General features: G+C 61.7%; 18 protein-coding genes and 2 pseudogenes. 12 read left to right on the top strand and 8 right to left on the bottom strand.

All coding sequences use genetic code 11. From position 1 onward, the window contains the following. Positions 1–9: 9 nt before the first annotated feature. On the bottom strand, positions 10–864 hold the full coding sequence (locus tag ACR65J_RS09910; protein WP_440168213.1) for a 3-hydroxyacyl-CoA dehydrogenase: 855 nt from the start codon (positions 862–864) through the stop codon (positions 10–12). A 24-nt stretch (positions 865–888) separates the two neighbouring features. Beyond that, positions 889–1,521, bottom strand: a complete 633-nt coding sequence (locus ACR65J_RS09905) for a TetR/AcrR family transcriptional regulator (protein ID WP_440168211.1) — start codon at positions 1,519–1,521, stop codon at positions 889–891. Positions 1,522–1,590: 69 nt separating this feature from the next. Between ACR65J_RS09905 and ACR65J_RS09900 the strand changes: the two genes are divergently transcribed. Both ACR65J_RS09900 and ACR65J_RS09895 read left to right on the top strand, forming a co-directional pair. Beyond that, positions 1,591–3,999 carry an alpha/beta fold hydrolase gene (locus ACR65J_RS09900; protein ID WP_440168209.1) on the top strand — a complete coding sequence of 803 codons (2,409 nt, stop codon included), beginning with the start codon at positions 1,591–1,593 and terminating at the stop codon, positions 3,997–3,999. 693 nt (positions 4,000–4,692) lie between these two features. Next, a complete protein-coding gene (locus ACR65J_RS09895; protein ID WP_440168207.1) occupies positions 4,693–5,166 on the top strand; it encodes a hypothetical protein in 474 nt (157 codons plus the stop codon). Between the two features lie 1,635 nt (positions 5,167–6,801). Here ACR65J_RS09895 and ACR65J_RS09890 read toward each other — a convergent pair. Continuing rightward, on the bottom strand, positions 6,802–6,945 hold the full coding sequence (locus ACR65J_RS09890; protein ID WP_440168205.1) for a hypothetical protein: 144 nt from the start codon (positions 6,943–6,945) through the stop codon (positions 6,802–6,804). Positions 6,946–7,167: 222 nt separating this feature from the next. Next, positions 7,168–7,374: a ribbon-helix-helix protein, CopG family gene (locus tag ACR65J_RS09885; protein ID WP_440168203.1), complete on the bottom strand. Its 207-nt coding sequence runs from the start codon at positions 7,372–7,374 to the stop codon at positions 7,168–7,170. 275 nt (positions 7,375–7,649) lie between these two features. Between ACR65J_RS09885 and ACR65J_RS09880 the strand changes: the two are divergent. Beyond that, positions 7,650–7,865: pseudogene (locus ACR65J_RS09880) on the top strand (transposase); the annotation flags it as partial. Here ACR65J_RS09880 and ACR65J_RS09875 read toward each other — a convergent pair. After that, positions 7,862–8,068, bottom strand: a pseudogene (locus ACR65J_RS09875) (IS30 family transposase); the annotation flags it as partial. The pseudogenes ACR65J_RS09880 and ACR65J_RS09875 sit on opposite strands and share 4 nt — an antisense overlap. 1,380 nt (positions 8,069–9,448) lie before the next feature. Next, entirely contained in the window at positions 9,449–12,484 is a 3,036-nt protein-coding gene (locus ACR65J_RS09870; protein ID WP_440168201.1) for a tetratricopeptide repeat protein, read from the bottom strand. Between the two features lie 569 nt (positions 12,485–13,053). Between ACR65J_RS09870 and ACR65J_RS09865 the strand changes: the two genes are divergently transcribed. From ACR65J_RS09865 to ACR65J_RS09835, 7 genes are all read left to right on the top strand, one after another. Continuing rightward, on the top strand, positions 13,054–13,413 hold the full coding sequence (locus ACR65J_RS09865) for a DoxX family protein (RefSeq protein WP_440168199.1): 360 nt from the start codon (positions 13,054–13,056) through the stop codon (positions 13,411–13,413). Between the two features lie 21 nt (positions 13,414–13,434). Next, positions 13,435–13,662, top strand: a complete 228-nt coding sequence (locus tag ACR65J_RS09860) for a hypothetical protein (RefSeq protein WP_440168197.1) — start codon at positions 13,435–13,437, stop codon at positions 13,660–13,662. A 221-nt stretch (positions 13,663–13,883) separates the two neighbouring features. Next, positions 13,884–14,789 carry an NADP-dependent oxidoreductase gene (locus ACR65J_RS09855; protein WP_440168195.1) on the top strand — a complete coding sequence of 302 codons (906 nt, stop codon included), beginning with the start codon at positions 13,884–13,886 and terminating at the stop codon, positions 14,787–14,789. A gap of 51 nt (positions 14,790–14,840) precedes the next feature. Then, positions 14,841–15,902, top strand: a complete 1,062-nt coding sequence (locus tag ACR65J_RS09850; RefSeq protein WP_440168193.1) for an alkene reductase — start codon at positions 14,841–14,843, stop codon at positions 15,900–15,902. 12 nt (positions 15,903–15,914) lie between these two features. After that, complete coding sequence (locus ACR65J_RS09845) at positions 15,915–16,403, top strand: MarR family winged helix-turn-helix transcriptional regulator (RefSeq protein WP_440168191.1); 489 nt, start codon at positions 15,915–15,917, stop codon at positions 16,401–16,403. Continuing rightward, a complete protein-coding gene (locus tag ACR65J_RS09840) occupies positions 16,400–17,317 on the top strand; it encodes an SDR family oxidoreductase (RefSeq protein WP_440168189.1) in 918 nt (305 codons plus the stop codon). Before ACR65J_RS09845 ends, ACR65J_RS09840 begins: the two co-directional genes overlap by 4 nt. Before the next feature lie 129 nt (positions 17,318–17,446). Then, positions 17,447–17,833: an MmcQ/YjbR family DNA-binding protein gene (locus tag ACR65J_RS09835; RefSeq protein ID WP_440168187.1), complete on the top strand. Its 387-nt coding sequence runs from the start codon at positions 17,447–17,449 to the stop codon at positions 17,831–17,833. Between the two features lie 1,193 nt (positions 17,834–19,026). Here ACR65J_RS09835 and ACR65J_RS09830 read toward each other — a convergent pair. Next, the gene (locus tag ACR65J_RS09830) at positions 19,027–19,170 is read right to left on the bottom strand and encodes a hypothetical protein (protein WP_440168185.1); all 144 of its coding nucleotides are present in this window, start codon (positions 19,168–19,170) and stop codon (positions 19,027–19,029) included. A gap of 6 nt (positions 19,171–19,176) precedes the next feature. Continuing rightward, positions 19,177–19,383, bottom strand: a complete 207-nt coding sequence (locus ACR65J_RS09825; protein ID WP_440168183.1) for a Fic family protein — start codon at positions 19,381–19,383, stop codon at positions 19,177–19,179. Positions 19,384–19,980: 597 nt separating this feature from the next. On the opposite strand from ACR65J_RS09825, the gene ACR65J_RS09820 reads away from it, so the two are divergent. Both ACR65J_RS09820 and ACR65J_RS09815 read left to right on the top strand, forming a co-directional pair. Next, a complete protein-coding gene (locus ACR65J_RS09820) occupies positions 19,981–21,009 on the top strand; it encodes a serine hydrolase domain-containing protein (protein ID WP_440168181.1) in 1,029 nt (342 codons plus the stop codon). 662 nt (positions 21,010–21,671) lie between these two features. Then, the gene (locus ACR65J_RS09815; protein ID WP_440168179.1) at positions 21,672–24,572 is read left to right on the top strand and encodes an alkaline phosphatase family protein; all 2,901 of its coding nucleotides are present in this window, start codon (positions 21,672–21,674) and stop codon (positions 24,570–24,572) included. Positions 24,573–24,644: the final 72 nt, after the last annotated feature.

The raw sequence follows: 24,644 nt of genomic DNA, 5'->3' as shown, positions 1-24,644 counted from the left end.
GTCCGCGGCTCAGTACTTGTAGAAGCCCTCCCCCGAGGCGACGCCCAGCTTGCCCTGGTCGATGTAGTGCTCCTTCAGGTACTGGGCGAACGCCTGGGAACCGGCATCCGGCGAGGCCGAGGCGATATTGTACGCCGTGGTGAGGCCGACGACGTCGTAGATCTGGAACGGGCCGCTCGGGGCCCCCGTGGCGATGCGCCAGGTCTTGTCAATGGTGTGCGGGTCGGCGACGCCCTGCAGCAGCAGGCCGGCGGCCGCGTTCAGCAGCGGAACCAGCAGCGAGTTCAGGACGTAGCCGGCCTTCTCCTTCTTGATCTCGATAGGTTCCAGTCCGCTGTTCCGGGCAAAGTCGACGACAACGGCGTACACCGCCGGGTCAGTCTCCGCGGTGCCCATGACCTCGGCGATGTTCTGCGCCCAGATGTTGTTGGCGTAATGGAGCGCGAGGAATCGGTCCGGGCGTCCGGTGAAGTCTTTCAGGTCACTGGGCAGCAGGGTGGACGAGTTGGTCGCGAAGATGGCCTTGGCCGGCGCCAGCTCCGCGAGCTTGCGGTAGACGTCGCGTTTGAGTTCCAGCAGTTCGGGAACGGCTTCGATCACGAGGTCCGCGTCGACGACGGCGTCCCCGAGGTCTGCGGTGAGGCGGAGGTTTGCCAGGGCTGCTTCGGTCTTGCCCTCGGAGGCGCCGGCAACCTGTGCCCGGTAGATGCCGGCGAGGCGGGTGAAACGGTCCCGCGCCTTGGCAAGCGCGTCCTCGTCGACGTCGCACGCGGTGACCGCGAAACCGTGGAATGCGGCCTGGAAGGCGATCTGGGAGCCGAGCACTCCGGTGCCGAGCACGGTGAGCGCCTTGATGGAGGGCATTATGGTTTCCTTTCGGCGCGGGCCTTAGCGGCCGCCGGGGTTGTCGGACCCGTAAATACTGCGGATCCAGATGGTTGACAGGACGTCCAGGGCGGCTGTCTCCGCGATGGCGGGACTCTCCCGGTTGAGGACAGCAGTAATGACCCGCTCGTTCATCAGGTTCAGGCTCACCGCGAGGTCGTGCGCGTCGATGCCCGCCGGCGCGGCCCCCCGGACCTGCTCGGCACGGATCACGTCGCTTGAGAAGTCGACCCAGGACTGCATCGACTTGGACCACAGCCCGCGCACCTCGTCGTTGCGGGCGCGCGCCCCGATGGCGGCGGTCGACACACCGCGGTGCGCGACAAACACCTCAACGAACATTCCGATGGAACGGGTCCACGCACCCGTTGGGTCGCTCTCGAAATCACGCGGCAGGTGCCCCACCCGGTGATCGACCTCGGTGATGACCCGGTCCAGCAGGGCCAGCAGCACGGCATCTTTCGAGGGGAAGTAGAAGTAGAACGTGGGGCGCGAAATGCCGGCACCCCGGGCCAGATCCTCGATGGAGACGTCGTCAAAGGCACGGCCGGCCAGGAGGGCCTCCGCGGTGACCAGGATTGCGTCCTGCCGCTCATCGCCCGAAACCCTCGCGCTGCGTCTTCCTCTTTGAGCCATGCGCCCATCCTAGCCCCGGCTCTCAACACAGTGTTGACTATCTCAACATTAAGTCGATAACTTGGCGGCATGAGCGAGCACGTAGATGTGTTGATTGTCGGCGCCGGGCTGAGCGGCGTGGGTTTCGCCAGCCGGCTAAAGCGCGAGGTACCCGGAAAAACCTTCACCGTACTGGAGTCGCGGAATGCCGTCGGGGGGACCTGGGACCTGTTCCGGTACCCCGGGATCCGGTCCGACAGCGACATGTACACGCTCGGCTACTCCTTCCGGCCCTGGGCCGGCGCCAAGGCGATCGCGGACGGCGAGTCCATCCGCGAGTACATCGAGGCAACGGTCGCCGACGAGGGCCTGACGCCGCGTATCCGGCTGAACACCAGGGTCATTTCCGCCGCCTGGTCAAGCGAAACCGCGCTGTGGACCGTGACGGCGGTCCACACCTCCGGCGGCGAGTTCCGGTCCGGCCACACTGCCTCCTCCCCCGAGGCGCTCACCTTCACCTGCTCGTTCCTGTCCGTCTGTTCCGGCTACTACCGCTATGACGAGGGCTTCACCCCGGCCATAGACGGGGCAGACACCTTTGCCGGAACGATCGTCCACCCGCAGCACTGGCCGGCCGACCTCGATTATGAGGGAAAGCAGGTGGTGGTCATCGGCAGCGGCGCCACGGCAGTGACGCTGGTGCCATCCATGGCAAAATCGGCCGCCAAGGTGACGATGCTGCAGCGCTCCCCCACCTACATCGCCCCGGTGCCCGCGCGGGACCACCTGGCCGACCGTCTCCGGGGTAAGCTGCCCGCGCAACTGGCGTACGACGTCGTACGCTCCAAGAACATTCTTTTCTCCATGTTCACCTACCAGCTCAGCCGACGGCGGCCCGAGACGATGAAGGCGATCCTGCGCAAGTCGGCAGTAGCCAAACTGCCGGCGGGCTTTCCGGTGGACACGCACCTGGCCCCGTCGTACCAGCCGTGGGACCAGCGGGTCTGCGCGATCCCCAACGGGGACCTGTACCGGGCCATCAGTGCCGGCACTGCCGAGATCGTGACCGACACGATCTCCCGGATCACCCCGGACGGGATTGACCTGGCCTCCGGCACATCGCTGCCCGCCGACGTCATTGTCACGGCCACGGGACTGAACCTGCTGGTGATCGGCGGCATGAAGCTTTCCGTCGACGGCGAGCCCGTGGACGTCGGCAGAACCCTCACCTACAAGGGCATGATGCTGGAGGGGGTCCCGAATTTCGCCCTCACCATCGGCTACACCAACGCGTCCTGGACCCTGAAGGCGGACCTGGTCGCCGGCTACATCTGCAGGCTGATCAAGCAGCTCGACCGCCGGAACCTCCAGTGGGTGGTACCTGTGGCACCAGCCGAGGTCGCCAACGGCACGCTGTCCTCACTGATCGACCTGAAGGCCGGCTACATTTTCCGCGGCGCCGACCAATTGCCACGGCAGGGCGCAGGCGCGCCGTGGCGGCTGCACCAGAACTACTTCCGCGACTTCGCCCTGCTCCGGGCCGGCAGGCTGACCGACCACGTCCGGTTCGGCCGGCGCGGGCAGCCGGTGCGGGAAACCGTCCGGCAACCGGCGGCCCCGGCCCGGGATCCCCTCGCGCTGCAGGGAACGGGCCATGTCACCGTCGCGGGGACACGCCTGCGCTACCGGAAGACCGGCAGCGGGGATCCGGTCCTGCTGCTGCACGGCATCGGCCAGAGCCTCGAGGACTGGAACGAACAGCACGAGCGGCTCTCGGACCGACACACGGTCTACAGCATCGACCTTCCCGGCTTCGCGTACTCCGAACGGCTCCCCGGCACGACGACGCTCGCGAAGCTGGCCGGGATCCTGCCGGCCTTCCTGGACGCCGTCGGGGTTTCCGGGCCGCTGCCCGTGATGGGCAACTCGCTCGGTGGCGCCGTGGCCATGAAGCTGGCCGCCGACCATCCGGACCGCGTCTCCGCGCTCGTGCTGGCCAACAGCGCCGGATTCGGCAAGGAAGTGGCACTGGTCCTTCGCCTCCTTGCGGTCCGCCCGCTCGCGGCCCTGCTCCTGCGGCCCGACGAGAAAGCATCACGCCGGACCGTCCAGTCGCTCTTCTACGACAAAACGCTGGTCACGGACGACCGCATCGGCCACGCGCTCGCCCTGTCGCAGCGGGAGGCGCACCGCCGGACGCTGCTCGACGTCGCCCGCGACCTGGGAACGATCTCCGGTGTCCGGGCCGAGTGGCGCACCGCCCTGATCGAGGCGCTTGGCAAGTCCAACGTTCCGGCGCTGGTGATGTGGGGTGACCACGACCACATCCTGCCGTTCAGCCACCTTGAAGCGGCCGCCGCAGCGCTGCCCCTCGCCGAGTCGCACGTCTTCGCCAAGACCGGACACATGCCGCAGATCGAACGGCCCGACGAGTTCGCGGCCGTAGTCGAGGACTTCCTCACGAGGGTCTCTGTAGACCGTCAGGCGGCAAGCATCTAAGCTGCTTCTCGACGTCGGCAAGTCGCTATTTCGGCAGGAGCTCCCCGACATTTTGGGGATCGTAAATATATTGAGCGTCCGGAAGTGAGCCTCCAGATCCGCAGCCGGGGGCAGTGTGATTTCCTCGCGGATGCCGTCCCAGATCTGCTCCCGGGACAGCTGGCCAGAACCTTGCAGCCCCCGGATTCGACAAAGTGGACTGGCTGTTTGTCCCGCGCGGCCTAGTGCCGGCCGGGCCATGGCTGGGCACCGTAACCACCCAGGTCCGCTGAGCCCACAAAACATAGTGCCCCTGATTTTGCTGCCACTACCTAAATGACCGATACCCAAAAACGTAGGTGGCCTGGAGGGGAGGAATTAGGGGGCGGCAGGTGTTGCCCACCGATTAGTCCTCTCCGTAGCGTTGGTTTAAACCTCTCCCCCAAAGGGCATCCCGAGGGGGCGACGAGTGACAGAGAGGGCAAGCAGAGCTCTGATGTCAACACCGCGGTGGTCCTTCCGGCACCTTCGTTGCCGAGGAATCACCCCTCGGAAGATCAGGAAGCAGTACAGAGCTCATCGTTAGGCGAGTTCTGGCATCCCCAAACACAGCGGTGCCTTCTGCACAGCTGTGTGCTTGGGAGACGAGAACCACAGGGATAGGTGAGCGGCGGACCGTCTGCCGATGACGCCGGCGCACGCACTAGATGTCTCGTGTCCCTGCGGCTGTTTTTCATCATCATCGACCGTCAGGAATATCTCATGAACAAGGTATCTCGCCTGCTTAGCTCGGCTGCATTGGCCGGGGGCTTGACCTTCAGCGGATCAGCGCTGGCAGCAGGCGCCGCATTTGCTGATAGTGGTTCCACCACGAACTATCAGGCCGCCCATCAACAGGGCCGCGACAACAACGGCCGTAACAAGGACGACCACGACAAGGGTTACAACAAGGACGGCCGCGACAAGGACGGCTACAACAGAGAGGGCTATGACAGGGAAGGCTTCGACCGCGGTGGCCGCGACCGTTGGGGCTATGACAGGGATGGCTACGACCGCAACGGCTACGACTGTAACGGGTACGACCGCCATGGCAACGACAGGCATGGTCACCACAGCAAGTGGCATGGGTGGTACAAGCACGAGAACGGCACGGTCATCTACGTCATCGTCATCGTCATCGTGCAGTAATCCGTGTTCGACTAAATCCGTCCCCAGGGTTGCATCAACGACCTGCTTCGGCCCGTGGCCGATGGGGCAATGGCTCCCTTACCAGGCTCACCGAGGACGGAACGTCACCTTGGTCGGGGGCGGATCGGCCCCGCCCCCGGCTACCCATAGCCACTGGGCCTGCTGATGGGACAATGGCAATCCTGGTTCGGCACACCTACTATGCCAGGCTACGGGTACGGGGCAGCCCGGACTTTGATGGCGTCGTTTCGCCCTCGACTGTCGCTGTTGCCGCAACTGCCGGCCGATATTCCGGTGGCGGCACGGCGGCCATCAACGGCATTATCGAACTTCACCGCCGACTAACCACAGTTACGGCAAGCGGGGATAACTATCGTCTCCTCATGCTTCTCGCGGACAGCGGACCCACAGCATGAGCCCGCTGGATCCCAAGCGACTAAGGGACGTCCTCCTTAGGGCGCTCAAGGGGGTCCGCTTTCGCCGTACGCTGTGTTATCCACCGTCAGGAGACCCCTCAGTTCCAGCTTTCGACAAGAGCTCGGGCATCAGACGAGTAATCCCGGTGCCGTCCCCGAACGTGCCGGGGGACCATCATGGAATCAGTTGTACCCCTTCGCGCCCCACCCCAGACGCTCCCATCCTTAGTTGTTGCGAAGGCATCTGCCTGGCCCACCTATTATCGCCTCGACGTCGGTGAGTCCTGTGACCTGTCCAGGGGCGATCGTGCCAGTGCAGCCAACCGAAGTATCCGTACCAGTTGCTTCCTCAGGACCAGACTGTACCGTCGTTGCGATGCCCACTACTTCATTCAGACCAGCAACATCAGCCCCGGAAACCTGGATGGCTATGCCGTGACTGGATCCGTGCTGGAAGAGTTTGTCCTGATGCCATGACACGCGCCACCCTATACGCTGGTGAGGCCGGGATACGGCCCCTCCTGCCGCACCGACCGGTTAGATTACGTGCTAACCGGACGTCAGGCAACCTGCAGGAAACGTCAGGTTAGTGTCCGAAAGTCACTTCCCGCACAAGCCCAGTTAGCAATCTTGGCTACCAACCTGACTCCAGACTCAATCCATCTCGTCCTCAAAGCAGATATACGTGTGGACACTGTACACACCTCCTTTGATAGGACAAGGCGAAGGCGGGCCACCCTCTCTGGCTATCCCCAGACCACTTGCCGCGGGCCGAAGTGCAGGTACGGAAAAGTTCAAAAGCCATGTTGTTCCCGCTCCCCCGGCACATGCATAGGTGTAGGCCAACACCGGCAACCAAACAGAACCGAAACGAGGATTCGCATAACCCCAGCTCATCACGCGGAAGTCTTACCAGCCAGGGACTTGAACCCGCCACCCCACACACCTGAACAGGCCTCCGCGGCAGCCAGGCCAACGCCCGCGACGCAACCCGTCAGACGACGCGACCAAAAGCTTTGTCAACACGTCAAAGCAAGAAACGCCTCTGACGAGGGGATAACCTGTGCCCGAGGTGGGACTCGAACTACATTCCCGTTCATATAAATCCTGGGAACCCGCGAAAAAATGCGGAATTCTAGCCAGTTCGAGGGCTGTTTGGCCCAGTGCGAGACGAAAAGTGTTGACATTGTGCACACCCCCATTCGGGGGCGTTGGAGGACTACGGGCGCACCAGATGCCTGGAAATCGCGGCGGCAGAGTCCAGCAAGTCGACAGTGCCCTCGGCGACTCCGACGACGAGGCCGAAGCCTTCATCCGTGGTGAAGTCATGCCGGTAACCGTTGATCCACAGCAGCAGCACCATGAGCGTCCATGCCGTCCATTTGTTGCCATCAACGAGTGGACGGGGACCGGGCGACCGACTCCAACAACGCGGCCGCCTTCACCGCCAATTCCGGATAGGCCTCCGCCCCCATGACAGTGGTAGCCGGCCTGGCCAATGCCGAGGCCAACAACCCGACATCACGGATATGGACGCCGTACCGATCAACTACCTGAAGTGCATCCTCGGTGTCCAGGTACGCGGTCACGCGTCCTCAAGGCGCTTCAGCAACTCAGCGTCATGACTCATAACAAAATCAAGGCCCTCGCTGATGTCACGCCGGCGTGCGTGGCGCTGCAGAACCAACTCCGCCCCCTGCAACAGAAGCGCGGACTTGGACGTGTGTTCCTCGGCAGCCAACTTCTCCAGCCGCCGATCGAGGTCTTCAGGAACACGGAGAGTCATAGCCATGTCCTCATGGTACAAAAACCGTACCGGCCTGGATCGCTTGGCTGCAGAACCCGGAAGTGTGTTTCCTTCCGGACCATGCAGGCCGGACGCCTATTCGCTCGATGAGACATCTCGTTTCCCGCGGGTTACGAAAAGCAGTTGCCGGATCTCTTGAGCCAGTTAGACCCGGGCGGAGTAAAGCTGGCACCAAATTCGGCATTTCGTCAACGCCGCCTCAGGGCGGTCCTGTCATTTCGGGGGTGGCATGAGTCGAAGCTGGTCTCCGTACAACTCTCTGGGAAGGGGACTTAATCATCGGTTCGACGGCATCGAAGTCCGCGATCGGAACCCTCGTCGAAAGGACCAGCGGTTACGTTATGCTCCTGCATCTGCCCGAGGACCACACTGCCCGCACTGTCGCCGACGCCATGATCACCGCGATGAATACCCTGCCCGAGCAGCTGCGCCGTTCGACGACCTGGGATCAAGGAGCGGAGATGTCCCGGCATCGCTCACGTAACGACAAAAGCCCTGCACGGGGCACACTGAAATCCGGAACCGGCGATGGCAACACCTTCTGATGGTCGCTCAACCACCGGTACGCGGTCGGACGCGACACCCCGGCGGCCCGCGCCGCTACGGCTACCGCCAGCCCGGCATCCAGTCCTTCCCAGAACGCCAAACGAACACTCAACGGCGACCACGGTCTGCCCATCGACGACACCCCACAGAATTCAGGGTGTTGCGCTCACCACCTGAACTCGCCTCCCTAGCCTTTCGAGACAACCGGCCTGCAGGCTAGAGCCGGCCTGACTGCCTCTTACACCCGCGGAGGGGCATCGGAAGTCGCCACGTAGGGGGCTGAAGCACCGCCGTTCATCGGACCAAACCACCCCAAAATCGCAGTCACATTGTGCTCCAAGAACCAACTTTTCAGGGACCTTGATCGAAAGGTTTATGGCCCAACCAGGCATAGGACTCAAGTCCTCACGGCCCTCCGATAAAGCAGACGTAAGTGTGGACTTTGTCCACACCCTCTTTGGCAGGACAAACGTTGAGGCGCGACTGTCGCGGGCACGCCGTGAGACCGACTCCAAGGGCGTTCTTAAGCGAGAGCGCCGAAGTCATGTCGTCCCCGCTCCCCCGGCCCATGCATAGGTGTAGGCCCCCCGGCCCACCCGACAGCACGGGAACGAGGAACCATATAAACCACTTCAGCAGGCGGAAGGCCAGCCAGGGTCTTGAACCCGCCACCCCACACACCTGAAGAGGCCATCGCGGCAGCCAGGCCAGAGACCGCGAATCAGCCGTCAGAGCGACGCGACCACCAGCTTTGTCAACACGTAGAAGCATAATCGCCTCTGACGAGGGAATCTGTCGTGTCCGAGGTGGGACTCGAACTACATTCCAAGCCCTGAGTACACAGGGAAATCGCGGAATTATGCGGAATCCGACCGAGTCGGAAGGCTGTACGGCCCAGTCCGAGATGGAAAGTGTGGACATTGTCCACACCCTTCTAGTTCAGTTGAGTGCACTCCGAACGGTAGTGGCCGGGCGTCCGGCAGTGCTCCCATCTCCGGGGTTAACATGCAGCCGGTGAAGCGTTCACTTCCTCCCTCACCTATCTGGAGGCATCAGTGGCGGTCGCTTGCAGATTGCCGAAGTAACCGGTAGCTGCTATATGAAATACGAAAAGGGAGAGTCCCGCCCGGGGACACCCATGAATCCACGTCTTTCAACGCTGATCGCGCTGTGCCAGGCCCTTGGCCTTAGCCTGACTGATGTGCTGCCGCGGAACGCACCCGACATGACAGGGGGACGCTAGCAACAGGCCATAACCAGTCGGCCGGAAGCGTCATTCTCTGTCGGCTGAACCCAAGCAACAACACTTTGCATCAAAGCTGACACGCCCGGATGTATATGCTTAGGTCAAGTCCAAAGACTGCTCGCCGTCGCCCGGTCGAGACGCCCTTTCCCGGGAGGCTGATTTTCAGGGCGAACGCCGCGACGGGAGTTGGACGTGGGAAGGGCCGAGAAAGCCCGCCGCTGGCCAACAACTTATGGGAGCGATAGTTGGGTTGTGTCCCGACGGACCCTAAGGTTCAAGAAGGTTGAGAGCGGCCCTGGTTGTTTCGGTATCGGGGTGATCGTGGCCGAGAACTCTAATTTGATCAGCCAGAACGGACCGCCGCAGTCGTGTGGCTTCCGCTAGTCGCAAGGTCATCTGTAGAGCGTTCGCGAGACTAAAGCGCGTGCGGAGGGTAAGGCGATGATCTTCTCCTAGTGTTCTTACTTGTCGGGATAGCACTGCCTGAAAGAGCTTCAAGGCAGCATCGGGCTGTTGAGCGCGAAGCATTGCGTTACCAAGGTCATGCTTAGCCCTAAGCGTGTCGGGATGATCCACGCCTAATACCAACTGTCGGTTTTTGATTAGCTTCACAAAAGCGTCGATGGCTTCGGCGTGCCTTCCTTCTGTAGACAGTAGGCCAGCAATGTTATGGCAAGTATTCAAAGTCCTCGGATGATTCTGTCCGAGAATTCGCCTGCGATCGGCTATAACTTCTTCAAAAAGTTTCATCGCAGCCTTGGGAGACCCGTCGAGCGCGAGAGCATCTGCCAGAGCATGTTTGCTTTCCAGGGTGTCAGGGTGTTCGAAACCTAACACTGAGGAGCGCTTGGACAGTACCTTTTCAAATAGCTGAATTGCCTCTTTACGTTTGCTGGCTCTGAGCAAACTTACAGCCCAATTGTTCTCAACGTTAAGCGTTGCAGGGTGGGTCGGCCCCATTACCCTGGTCACATCGTCGTGCAAAGTCTCGAACCACGCTACTGCTTCCTCTACTCGTTCTTCTCCCAGAAATGTCAAACCATAGTCATTCTTCGTTGCGAGATTATCAGGATCGTCGCCCATTGATTCTTGCTCGTGCGCAGAAAGAAGCTCTCGGTATAGCACGGCCGCCTCATCATTGCGGTTAACCTTCCACAAAGCCTGCCCAAAGGCTTCTAACGTAGGCCAAGTATTCTTATGACCTGGCCCATAAATCCGTTCTTCGTCTGCAATCAGAGACCGAAATGCAGCTTCATCGAAGGACGCTGTTGAATTAACGATTGCTATGTCGCGCCGAGTCGCAAGCGTGTCAGAATGAAAGCCTCCTAAATGCTGGATCTGATCAGCCAGAAGGACTTCGTATAGTGAAGATCCGCGATGATAATCACCTGCCATAGCGATTGCACTGGCAATTTTTCTGCGGTATTGGAAAACTATTTGACTGTATTGCCCTGCGAGCGTCTCCAGCTGCGGAAGGGACCTTTCGTATACAATTAAGGCCTCCGCAAACCGACCAGCTTCGTGCAGCGCATCCCCGTATATAAGTTCCAAAGAAAGCGCCGAGATACTCCACTGGTCCACCTGAGGGAGTACGTATTCAGCTATTCGGATAATTTCAACGAAGTCTCCTGCAGACCCTCGAAGGCCAGTCACCAAGTAGTCTGCAGCCTCAACTAATAGCTGACCGTCCCTAAGCAACCCTCGGGCATAGAGTGCCAAAGTTAACCTTGCCGCATGCTCTTTAGCCGGTTCATCGCCTGAGGGATGCATCTCAAACTCATGAGCCACTTTGTGCGCTAGGAATTCCAGAAGTTTGTTTAGTTCATGAGCAAACACAAAGGAGTCGTCTTCGAGGGCTACTAGCATTTGATCCGCTTCATGAAATTGATAGAGGACTACACTCATGTGACGGATCCACGAGTAGCTCGTTTGCGCGTCTTTTGCAACCAGGGCGACTTCGTCCTCCGCCATGAATCCTAGGGAAATGAGTGATTCAAAAAGCCAGTTTTGGTTCCATTGTTTCGAATTGTGCTCTTGCGGGCTAATGGCTGCAGGAGTGCTTTGGGCGGCAACCGATAGAAAGAGTCGAACACTTTTCGGCAGCGCGTGCCAGGCGACTCTGTAGAGATCTCGGACCTTTGCGGGTAACGCCAAGACCTCCGCTTTATCGAGGCACAATTGCTTATTTGAAAACCGTTTCTGGTACTTCTCGATTTGACAGAATAATTCCAGTGCTAGTGGATTGGGGTAGCGCATTGCTAGTGCGGTGCCCGTGTCCCTCTCAATGTCAGGATAGTAGAATCCTAAAATCTTTTTTCTGTCAGGAATTGAAAGTTTGCCGAGCCCGGTCTTTCGCGACGTTACTCGGCCATCATGCTCTTGATGTGTTACGACTATCAGCCTGTCGGGACGCGCATTAAGGGCACGATCTAACTCGGTATTGTCGGCGGGGTTTCCTGGCCACGCAGTTGTTAACAGCAACACGGGGACCTCGGAGCTGATGAGTTTCTCAAGAAGTTGTGCAAAAATTGCTGTCGATTGTTGGACATCCTCAGCAAGTATCACCACCGGAAGCCCGCGACTGGCAAGGCCGGTGATTAGCAAGTAGGTTTCCCCAAGAAGGTCCTGTGCGGTGCCAGTACCTTGCCCCAGGATATCGACACTTCCTTCTAACAAATGCTTACGTCGCATACGTTGCTTGTTTGATGCTATCGCTCGTTTTACCCCCCAAGTGACTAGGCCGACACCCGGTACAGCAGCGTTTGCAAGCTCTTCTGCCGCGTGACCAAGGCCTTCATTAAACCCTTCTTCACCGACAGCTTTTGCGAAGTCGACCCATATGTTTCCCCCTCCCTTTCGTTTGACGGCCATATCGAGATACTCTGCGTGCGCCTCGAACTGACGCAACTCCTCAGCAAGCATGTTCGATGCTCCACCTGACCGGTTGGAGCAATCAACTCCCCACCACATCCAAGAAGGCAAGCTTTTAGGAACATGTGTAACAGTGGGATATAGGCGCTTGCGACGTGAGGAAACATCAGTGAGGTCAATGTTGTCCGCGGCGAGCGAACCAAGAATAGTGTCGGGCCAATAATTGGGAGTCGATTGTTTATCCGCAGCTAAGCGCGCGTAGAACTCCCTCGCGATGCGTGTTTTACCCCACCCTGAAGGTGCGGTGAGGTGTATCCATTGCGGTCGTTGAGCAGTAGACACTTGATTGAAGGCCGACACCAAGTCATCGACGATGATTCTCTGTTCTTCGCCAACAAACGGAGGTTCCCACACGTTCCGCTCACCGTTCATTCGGTCACTCTCGTTCTGAGCTGAGGCCAGCTGCACTCCTAGTAGGGGCCAATGCTACGACGAAAGCATCCGATGGTCACGGAAGACCGTTCTGAGGCTTATTTTATCTGAGGGTTTCGGTGTTTGGCTGCCCCCGGGCTGGATGTCGCACCACCCACCTAGGACTTGCCGGTTCCCGGAACAAACGGCTGTAGCCGGGGGTGCATGTTTGCTTGGCGCTAGGGATGCCGTGAGCACGTAGGACCCGGCTGCGTCTTCGAACAACCCTTGGGGCCGCTGGGGCGCAGCCCACAGCCGGGGACAATCCTGACGGGTTATCCACCGCTACTGCTGCTGAGGGAGCTTTCCCAATGGCTCCTGACCTTTAGCAGTGGATAACGACCTCTACCTCCTCGGACCTTCAGAACTTTGGAGTGCTTTCTCGCAGTTCCTGCAGAAATATTGATTCGGGCAATCTTCATGCTGGTTCTATGTCTGAAGCGAGTGGCCAGCGGCAAGGCAGAAACGAATCATGCAACGTCCGAAAAGTCAAGCTTTGTCAACACTACTCACGCCAATAAGCCTCTGACGTGCGGAAACACTGTGCCCGAGGTGGGACTCGAACTGCAGCCGGAACGATGAAAATCGCCCAGCCAAAAGCGAAACTCGCGGCTACCGGCCAAGGATGGGTGGAAGACTTCTCCGACGCCGCAGTCAAGAGCATCGGCGCACTCGAAATCCTCGCCGCCCTCGGCCTCATCCTGCCGGCAGTACTGGGTATCGCCACCGTGCTCGTGCCCGCTGCCGCGGCCGGGCTCGTCCTCCTCATGGTTGGTGCGGCCATCACCCACGGCCGACGCCACGAAACGCCGAATGTCATCATCAACATCGTCCTTGGGATTCTCGCCGCTGGCGTCGCCATTGCCCGGTTTGGCCCATCCGGCCTCTGAACGGGAGGGAGTAATCCCTCAATGGGGTTTGCGGCAGCCCACACCGGAGCACCGGTGAAAGCCACCGTCCACCCGAGCACGATGACCTTCGGCGACGCTGAGGCCGCATCACCCCAGGTCATCTCCGAACCGCTCGCCGCGATCACCCAACCCAGTGGGCCACCGGCCGCGGCGGCAACGGCGGCGTCCCCGCAGAACAGAGCGGCGCAGCCAGCAGCCAAGGTAGCAGAAGCACTCAAATGGAACTGAGTGGTGAACCTGAGCCTCAGACTCTCCTGAAAAGACCGGGCGCTTTAGCGATGCCGCTACAACCTCGCCGCCGCGCTGAAGTCCCGAGCCACGATGGACACGGCGTCCGTGTGGGCGGCACCATTGGACACTCGCTCGGTCACCTCGTCGATCCTTGGCTGGTTATCGTGGATATTTGTGGCTAGCCACATACTTCGTTTTCAACAGGAAGAGAAGAGATCATGAAAGCTATCCAGTTTGACCAGTTCGGCGGAACCGATGTTCTGCACGAGGCGGACGTCGAGGTCCCACAGCCCGGTCCGGGGCAGGTGCGTGTCCGGGTCAGGGCGGCCGGAGTGAACGCACTGGACGGAAAGATCCGCTCCGGCGCCCTGCAGGCCGCTTTCCCGACACCACTGCCGGTCATTCCAGGCTACGAGGTCTCCGGCACAGTGGACGCAGTGGGCGTCGGCGTAACGGAGGTGAGCGTGGGAGACGAGGTCGTTGGATGGTCAGATACCGGCGCCTACGCACAGTACGCCCTGGCCACGACCGTCGCCCCCAAGCCCGCCGACCTTGACTGGGAACACGCGGTCGCGCTCCCCGTGGCGGGCGAGACAGCCGAGCGGGTCTTGAACCTGCTCAGTGTCGCCCCCGGGGAGACCTTGCTCGTCCATGGCGCCGCAGGAGCGGTCGGGACCATCGTGGTCCAACTCGCCGCCGCCCGCGGTGCTCGCGTCATCGGCACGGCCGGCCCCACTAACCAGGACTATGTCACCTCACTCGGCGCCGAGGCGACCTTGTACGGGGAAGGGCTCGTCGAGCGGGTGCAGGCTCTTGCCCCCGCCGGGGTGGACGCGGTACTCGACGTTGCAGGGAAGGGAGCTCTCGAGGACTCCATCACCCTGCGCGGCGGCACCGACAGGATCGTCACCCTCGCCGATTTCCGAGCTCATCAGCTCGGGATCACTTTTGCCACCAGTTCCAAAGAGCGCTCGGCCAACCGCCTGGCTGCGCTGGCGCAGGACGCCGCGACCGGAAAGATCGTCACCACCGTCAATGCCTACCCCCTCGCTCGAGCCGCCACGGCCCAGCAGGTCAGCGACACCGGGCACATCCGGGGCAAGCTCGTGCTCACCGTCGCCTGACCGCGCGCTGGCTGTCCGCCCCGTGACCATCACCGCACCGAAGGAAGACCCATGCTGAATACCCTCTGGACGCCGACCACCGTCGGCGGCACCTCTCTCCCCCACCGCCTCGTTATGGCCCCCATGACTCGCGATCGCTCCACCCCCGAGGGGGTGCCCACGGAGCTCAACGCCGAGTACTACGCCCAACGGGCCTCGCACGCGCTCATCATCACGGAGGGCACTCAGCCCTCCCCCGACGGACAGGGCTACCTGCTCACCCCAGGAATTCACAATGACGAGCAGATCGCCGGCTGGCACCAGGTCACCGACGCCGTGCACGCAGCGAACGGCCGGATCTTCATCCAGTTGATGCATGTTGGACGTATATCGCACCCCGAGAACACCCCCCACGGACGCCAGCCTGTCGCCCCGTCGGCGATCCGGCCGGCCGGCGTCATGTTCACCGCATCCGGGCCACAGGAAATGCCGACCCCGCGCTCACTGTCCACTAAGGAGGTCGCCGCGAGCGTCGACGACTTCCGCCGCGCCGCGGCGGCTGCCGTGGCGGCGGGCGCTGACGGCGTCGAGATCCACGCCGCGAACGGCTATCTGGTGCACCAGTTCCTGTCCGACAACACCAACCAGCGCACTGACCTCTACGGCGGTTCCATCGAGAACCGCATCCGCTTCGCCGTCGAGGTCGCCACCGCCGTGGCAAACGAGATCGGCGCCGAGCGCACCGGTCTGCGTATCTCCCCCGGCAACCCCTACAACGACATCGCCGAGTCCGACACCGCTGAACTCTATCCGGCGCTCCTGCACGCCCTCAGTCCGCTCGGCCTCGCCTATCTTCACGTCCTCCACGCTGGCGACGATGCACTGTTGGACGCGCTTCGCGACCTATGGTCATCCACACTGATCCTTAACCGCTCCGGTGCCGACGTTCCCACCCGGGTCAAGGACATCGAGAACGGCTCAGCCGAACTCATCTCCGTCGGCGCCCTCGCACTTGCCAACCCGGATCTGGTCGCGCGGCTACGCTCGAATGCGCCGTTGAACACCCCTGACCCGGCGACTTTCTATGGAGGTGGCGCTGTAGGCTACACCGACTACCCGACGCACAGCGGCTGAATGGACCGAAAAATGCCGACCCCAAATCTGCACAACCCCACTACCTTCGACCAGGGCCCTGTGAGCTACGCAATCTTTCAACTTGCCCGTGCCCACCGGGGCTACGCTGCCGGGCTGCTTCGACAGCTTGATCTGCATCCCGGACAGGAATTGGTGCTCATGCACCTCTTCGACCAGGACGGCCAGACCCAGTCCGAACTTCTCGCCAGCGTTGGACTCGACCACTCCACCGTCTCTAAGACCTTGCGCCGCATGCAAGACGCCGGCCTCCTGATCCGCCAGCCGGCCGAACACGACCGGCGCGTCATGGTCGTCCATCTCACCGAGAAGGGTCGAGCCATGCGCAAGCCGATCGAATCCATGTGGCGGACGTTGGAGGAGACCACGATCAGAAACCTGTCACCTCAGCAGGCGGAATCCGTAGTGAACGCCGCCGACGCCATCGTCAAATCCATCAACGCCCGGGCCCAAACGATCCGGATGGAAAGTGAGACCTCATGACCACCACCCCTTCGTCCCTCCCGGTCCTCGTCGTCGGAGCAACCGGCTCCCTCGGCGGCAAGGTCGTCGACGAACTCCTTAAACGCGGCAAGAAAGTTCGTGCACTCGTCCGCCCGACCACCGACGCGAGCCGACTCGAGAACAAAGGTATCGAGATCGCCCGGGGCGACATGCTCGACCTCGACTCGCTCGTCGCCGCCATGCAGGGAGCGGATGCCGTCATCACTACCGCCGCCGGATACACACGCGGCGGCAAGAACGCGCAGGACATCGACACTGTCGGCAACTCCAACCTCGCCGAAGCAGCCCACCGGACCGGTATCCGGCGTTTCGTACTGACCAGCATCCTGACGAGCGACCAGACACCCCACGTCCCCCACTTCTGGCACAAAAAGGTCGCCGAGGACAAGCTCGAACAGCTCGGAGTCCCGTTCATCGCCCTGCGTCCAGGAGCATTCATCGACCAGGTCGCCAGCATGGGGGGCAACCCCGTCGAAAAAGGCCGAATGATGTGGCTGGGCAAGCCATCCGTCCCGCTGACCTTCGTCCACACCTCCGACCTCGCGTCATACCTGGCGGCGGCCGTCGACGCCGACGCCGATGACGCTGAGCGCATCGACATCGGCTGGGACCGGCCGGTCAGCGTGCTCGAAGTGGCAAGCCTTATGACTATAAACGCCGGAAAGCCCATCAAGGTGCGCGCAGTCCCTTCCGCCGTCACACGCTCCATAGGCGCCGTCGCCGGACGTTTCTGGCCGATAGTGCAGGACATGACGGCGATGTTCGGCTGGTTCGATACCGGCCGCTACGTCGCAAACCCCCGCCGACAGGAGCAGCTGTTCGGGCCCCCTCCCACGGCCGAGGACGCCATCGGCCGCCTCACCAAGGAACTGGTCAAACCGAACCGCCCCTAAGGCAGGCCCCACTAATCGACGTCAAAGTCCCGCCGGCGCCGGGCTGAAATCCCCTTCAACCCGCCGTTGGCGCGCCGTCGCACCAGTCAATATCAGTATTTACTGCCGTATCTTGGAAGGAATGTCACTTTGAAAGGCACAAAGCTGCAAGAGCGAGCAGCGGCCCGCACCCAGGAGCTGCCCGGTGCACAGCTGGAACACCCGTTCGGTGCGGACTGGGACGTGTACAAGGTGCGCGGGAAGGTCTTCATGCTTCTCACAGAAGTGACCGGAGAACCGATCGTGGTGCTAAAGGCCACCCCCGCAGACAGCAAAGCGTTGCAGCAATCGCACGAACACATCACCCCTGGCTATCACATGAACAAGAAGCACTGGATCACGCTGTCCGAGGGCAAGGACATCAACGGGCTCCTGGTTGATGATCTCGTGACCGAGTCCTACCTCCTGGTGGTGGAGAACCTTCCCAAGGCCCAGCAGCCAGTCGACCCAAGCCGCTTCGGGCAAGATCGTCCCTGACCCTTGCCGGGGACAAGGTGCCGGAGAATGCCCGCCGGGCGGCAGGTAACCTTCCCAGGTGTCAGCCGCGGTCACCCATGACACTAGACCTTGACGTCTCTGAAGCGGCCGAGGTGTTCGTGATCGTAACCGAAGAGCCGGATGGGCAGGTCATCATCGGCAGAATCGATCCGGGTCCACGGTGGGCGCCGCGACATTTGCACCTAAGTATGGAACTCGGCCGACGCAACAGCTCAGTTTGGCCACAGGATAGTGCGAACACTGCGTCTGGGCTGATGATGCGCTATAGCTATGCAGAAGAGGCCCAACAGATTTCCTCTGCCCTGGTGGAGGCGGCTGACTACTCCGGCGGGCCCACCAGTTCCTGCAACTCGCCCTCGAAGCAGACCCCGCCTACCGCCTAGCCAAGCTCAGCGACCTGATGATCGGCTCCGGAATGGTCGCCGGCTGGAACATGGACAAAGACCGGGCCTTCCGGCCCCGGGGCCTCGAAGCCTCCTAGCCACGCAGTCACAGCGATATGGACGACGACGGCGGGACCTTCCGAAGCCAGCTCTCCACCGCAGCGTCCCATCCCTCCGGATCGGAATTCCACTCCTTCGTGTGCTCCGCGGAACGGAAAGTGAGCAGCGTTGCTAGTTCGGATCTCCAAAGTCAGACGGATCACCCACACCAGAGTTTGACCGGAAGAAGAGACCGGAGCCCACACACCTTAACTCTGTCGACGGGTCGAACGCCAGCCACAGACTCCGGAGACGTTCCCACTGAACCCGGGACGTCCTCCGAAACCGCGGCTCGGCCGCAAAGTCATGTCGCCTGCAACAGAAAACTTCATGAAGTAGTGAAGGAAGAACCAGGAGGTAGGACCAAATGCAGTCAAAAAAGCCGCCCGTGCACCCAGGACCCTAACCCCGCCCCACACATAACTTCATAGGCCACCGCGGTGCCAGCCACAAACCGCGGCCAGTGTCAGAGGGACCCGCGGAGGGTCAATGTCCAAACATTAAAGCAAAAACCCCTCTGACGAGGGGGAATGCGTGCCCAAGGTGGGACTCGAACTACATTCCCGCCCATGCAAACAGTGGGAACCCGCGAAAACATAAGGAATCCGGGCCAGTCCGACGGCTGTTTGTCCCAGTACGAGACGAAAAGTGTGGACATTGTCCACACCCCCTTATGGGGGCGCTGGAGGACTACCGGGGCACCAAATGGCTGGAAATCTCGGCGACAGCGATCGCCAGGTCGATAGTGCCCGCGGCGACTCCGACGACGAGGTCGAAACCCTCATCCGGGGTAAAGTCGTGGCGGTAACCGTTGATCCACAGCAGCAGCACCAAGAGCGTTCATGCCGTCCGTTTGTTGCCATCAACGAGTGGATGGAACCGTGTGACCGACCCCAACAAGGCTGCCGCCTTCACCGCGAGTTCCGTATAAGCTTCCGCGCCCATGACAGTCGCAGCCAGCCTGGTCAATACTGAGGGCCACAACACGACATCGCGGATATAGAAGCGGTACCCATCGACTACCTGAAGCGCATCTTCAATGTTCAAGTACGCCGTCGCGTTCCTTCCAGGAATTGGAGGGTCAGGTCGATGCCCTCAAGTTCCCCTAACCAGTCTCTCGTGTGGGCGAGTTCTCGTCGGGCAAGGAGATCCGTGTTGATTTCGTCGAGGCGATCGATCATATCGGGGTCTACGACGCGGTGCCGGAGCCGACCTAATGACGCTCCTGGGCCCGTGGGCGGGTGCCGGCGGTTGCGGCGCTGTGTCGGCCAGACGGGGTCCTGCCTGCGCGCGACCCTAATCGAGCGATGGGAGACGTCACCTCGGACAGTGATAGTTCAACCGGCGACCTGAGGCTACTGGGGAATGCTTTCCCTGCTGTGATGGCCGGTAATAAAATTGCTGTGCTGGGGCGGCGGTGCCGTCGTGGTCTGGCCGGACGTGGTGCCGCAGGCGGCCAAGCTTGTCTCATAGGCGGAACGGCGGCACCCAATGACCAAGAAGAGCCACGTTTGGAGGCGGGCGGCCCTTGTATTCGCCCTGGTCCTCACGGCAACTGGCTGCACCCAGTCCAACGATGGACCCACCGCATCTTCGAGCTCACCGAGTCCCTTCGTGTCGCTGGAACATCAAATCCAGTTGTTCATGGATGAGGGAGCACCCTCCGCCGTCGTACAGATCCACTGGCCCGAGGGCGAGTGGTCCCGAGCCTACGGCGTCCGAGACCTCGAAACCAGGACGGCGGCGCAACCCACGGACCGCGCAGAGGTCGCCAGCGTCACCAAGACAATGACCGCCGTGGCCGTGCTGAAGCTCGTGGACGACCACCTCATTGGCCTCGACGAGCCCGTCAATGACGTCATCCCTGGATTCACTTCGTCACTCAAACCACCAGGCCCAATCACTGTGAGGCAACTGCTCAGCCACACTTCCGGGATGCCCGAGGTCAATGATGCCCTGCCGAAAGACATCGACTTCCGCCCCGTCCTTTCCCAGACACTCACCATGGAGCGTGGCCTGCAACTGGCGGGAACCTTGCCATGGACTAATGACGATGTCGGATCATTCAAGTACTCAAACACGAACTACCTCGCACTCGGACTCCTCATCCAGACCCTGCTGCACAAGCCCTTCGTCCAAGTAATGCAGGAGGAGGTCTTTGACCCTCTTGGACTAAAGAACACCAGTCTTAACCAGGTTGACCTGCACGAAGCCGGGCTTTTGCACGGCTACGTGGCCCTGCGCGGCGAGCGTATCGACACCACCAACAACACCTTCTCCGTGGGCAACCCGGCCGGCGGCGCTATATCGACGATGGAGGACCTGAACCTGCTCATGGCAGCAATCTTCCAAGGACGGGCGGTCTCTGCAACCTCCCTGCGCGAGATGAAAACCAGCCCGAGCTTCCGCCCCTACGGGCTGGGCGTGTGGGAGCACGGGGATGGGTGCTCGAAAGAATCCCGGCACGAGGGCAAGGGCTCCTTCGATGACTATCAGACGGTAGCGGTCAGCAGCGGAGACGGAAAGTATCAAGCCGCGATGACAGTCACGACCCCGCCGATGCCCTCGGAGCTCGAAGACCCCTCCACCCAGGAAAAACGCGACTACCTGAACGGCCGGATCGAATCAGCCCTCAACGAGACCCTCGATCGACTCTGCAGCGCGGCCAAATGATGAGTCGGACCCAATAGGCCCGGCTGCGCTTGGACAGCGTGAGCTTACTGGACGAAGAGCGTCCTTGCCGACGTGGTCCCCGTGCGATCAGTGATCCTGGCCTGGTAGGAAATCATGGCCATGGAGGCACGTCCTCGCCGGCGCCAGCGACTGGCCGTGGTAGCTGAGGAAGGTGCTGCTGTAGCCAGGCTCCCTGGCCTCATCCTCGCGCTTCAGCCACTCACCGAGATGAAGCTGGTGATGCTCCCCGTATTTTTCATTGGTTCTTTCGTGCATCCGATGCCCAAATGGATTCTTCGTCATAGGACACGCGACCTTAAACCACGTCTCTGGGAATGCAGAGAGGAAACGGTGCCACCGTGAAAGGAGCCACTTCGAGACCACGGCAATGGCCCGTTCGTTCTCCTGGCCATCCGCGCAGCAGTGAGTGGCGTGGGTTGCTCCGCTGCGCGTGACGCGAGCAGCTCCGTGAGCCGGCCACGAGCTACGGCCACTCGATTCTCCCGTGCGGCGCCCCTGGCGCGTCGGGCTCACGGCCTGATCTGGCCACCTCCGGTCGCGATCACTCCCGGATGCGGTCCTCTACATAAGGCCCCTGATGGTTGCCTGGAATAACCATTACGGTCACCTGAATTTCATTCGGCACCCTTAGTTTTGCCAGCATGACACCAGTCACAAGCCCCGCCCCTGAATCCAACAATGAAGAACAGCCCCGCCGCTCGGTGCTGCGTAAGCTGTCCCGTTCCGTCCGCACCCATAAGCCGCTGGCTGTAGTTGCCGAGGGATGCACTCTCGCCATTCTGGCCGGAGCCGGCGTCGCTGCAGCGTCGACGATCCCCTTCGGCCAGCAGCAGGTCGGCTCCGAAAACGAAAACGGGGAGCAGATCTCCTCGAACCAGGAAATCAAACCAATCGGTGACCGCCTCATGACGCCCTTCGGCAAGATTATGGGCTCCACGGTCAGCCCGGACGGCCGCTTCCTCGTCGGAACCAGCGCCGACCGCTCAGTCGATCTCCAGGTCTTCGACCTCACCACGTACAAGCCGGTCGCCGCGGCAGGCACCCAGGCAGCCACGGCCTTCGCGACCGCGGCAGCCAACGCCGGCTACGGGAACATGGCCTACCAGCACATCACGGATGGATCGGTCGGCCAGGAAGGTCCGGTTTTCTCGCCTGACGGCAAGTTCCTTTATGAGCCCGTCGCGACCGGCATCGTCCGCTACCCTTTCAACGCAGACGGCTCGCTCGGCACCGGCACGAAAATCGACATTCCAACAGCCGGTGAAAAGCAGGCCCTGACAGCTGGCATGGCCTTCTCCTCCGACGCTTCCACTCTCTACGCCGCCGTGAACGGCCAAAACACGGTGGTCGCGATCGACGCCGCTGCCGGCACCATCAAGCAGATCTTCAGCACGGGCATCGCCCCGAGGCAGCTGAAGTTTGTCGGGACCAAGCTTTACGTCTCCAACGAGGGAGGCCGCCCGGCCGTACCTGGCGAGGCAACCATGAACTCCTACGGCACCGACGTCCCGGCCGACCCCAAGCTCGGCACCTCAACAACCGGCACCCTCAGCGTCATCGACACGGCCAACCCCGCCGCTCCGGCGGCTTCCATCGACGTGCAGCTGCACCCGACCGCGATGTTCCTGGACGGGCCCACCCTGTACGTGGCGAACACCAACAGCGACACCGTCTCGGTCGTGGACACGGCCAGCAACAAGGTCCTCCAGACCATCGCCACCCAGCCGTGGTCCTCGTCCCAGGTCGGCTATGAACCGACTGGCATCACCATGCAGGGCGACCACCTCCTGATTTCGCTGGGTCGAGCGAACGCGGTCGCGGTCTACAAGGTCAACAAGCAGGATGCCAAAGATCCCGCCAGCTACATCGGCCTCCTGCCGACGGACTACTACCCCGGAAACGTCACCGCGGTGAACGGCCAAATCGTGGTCACCAACATCCGCGGCGTCGACGCCCGCGGCACGGAAGTAACCATCAAGGAAGGCGCCGGAACAGACGCCGCGACCGGACACGGAACACACTCCACCACCGCATCGCTCACCAAGTTCCAGATGCCCGACGACGACCAGATCCGCCACGACACCGAAACGGTCTTCGAACAGAACGGCTGGGACGGCGGCTCCGCCAAGCAGGCAACCCAGGGCCAAACCGACCATGACCCGGCCGTCGCCGTGCCAAAACGGGTCGGCGAACCGTCAGCCATCCAGCACGTGTTCCTGATCGTGAAGGAGAACCGCACCTACGACCAGGTCTACGGCGACATGCAGAAGGGCAACGGCGATGCGTCCCTGGCCCAGTTCGGGGCGAAGGTGACCCCGAACCAGCACGCCCTGGCCACCCAGTTCGGCCTGTACGACAACACCTACGACATCGGCACCAACTCGGCCGAGGGGCACAACTGGATGATGCAGGGCGATGACCCCGCCTACACCGAGACGAGCGCCGGCGAATACAAGCGCTCCTACGACACCGAGGACGACGTCCTGGGCCACCAGCGCTCCGGCTTCCTTTGGACCGCGATCCAGGACGCCGGGAAGACCGCCAGGAACTACGGCGAGTTCGACTCCGAAGAGGGCAAGCCCGACGGCGCCACCTGGCAGCAGTACTACTGCGCCGCCACCAGCACCATGGCCGGCGGAGACCCCGCCCAGCTGTTCACCCCGGCGCTGCAGATGCACGCCAGCTCGGCGATCCCCTCGCTCAAGGACATCACCGACCCCAACGCGGCACCCTTCGACACCGCCGTACCTGACATCTACCGCTACTCGACCTGGAAGCAGGACTTCGAGAAGAACGGCCCGAAGAACTTCCAGATGATGTGGCTCTCCAGCGACCACACCGGCGGCACCGCCGACCCCCGGGCCCAGGTCGCCGACAACGACCTCGCTGTCGGCAAGATCGTCGACGAAATCTCCCACTCCCAGTACTGGAAGGACTACGCGATCTTCATCGCCGAGGACGACAGCCAGAACGGAACCGACCACGTCGACGGCCACCGCGCCCCCGTCCAGGTCATCAGCCCCTACGCCGTCCACGGCAAGACCGTCAGCACCTTCTACTCGCAGATCAGCATGGTCCGCACCATCCAGCAGATCCTCGGCGCCCAGCCGCTGAACCAGAAGGTCGCCGCGGCCACGCCAATGTTCGACGCCTTCACGAACAAGGCGGACCTGACACCGTTCACCGCCGTTCCGAACCAGATCCCGCTCACCGAAGGCGTCAAGACCGCCCCGGAATGTGGGCTGGATACCCTGGGTCAGACCGGCCCCGCCGCCGCCACCGTCAACAATGAGGCCGCCAAGGCTGTCGCCGTCCCGGCGCCGATGAAAGACACCGCCGAGAAATGGGCGGACTGGTCAGAGAAGCAGCATTTGACCGGCAACGGCGCGAAGGAAGACGCCGCGGATCCCAACCTGTTCAACCGGTGGACCTGGTACCAGACCCACAACTGGTCGGACCCCTACCCCGGGGACGAAAGGATCTACGGGCCCGACGAGGTCCCTGGCATCCCCGCCGGCTCAACCAACCACGAGGACGACTGACCATCCCCTGAACGCCTGGCCACGGGCCGGACGTAGACAAGGTCCCGGTTCCCTTCGCGGGGGCCGGGACCT

Source organism: Arthrobacter sp. SAFR-044, from assembly GCF_059414985.1.
The sequence above is the reverse complement of the archived record's forward strand: the minus strand, read 5'-3'. Positions and strand labels throughout refer to the sequence as shown.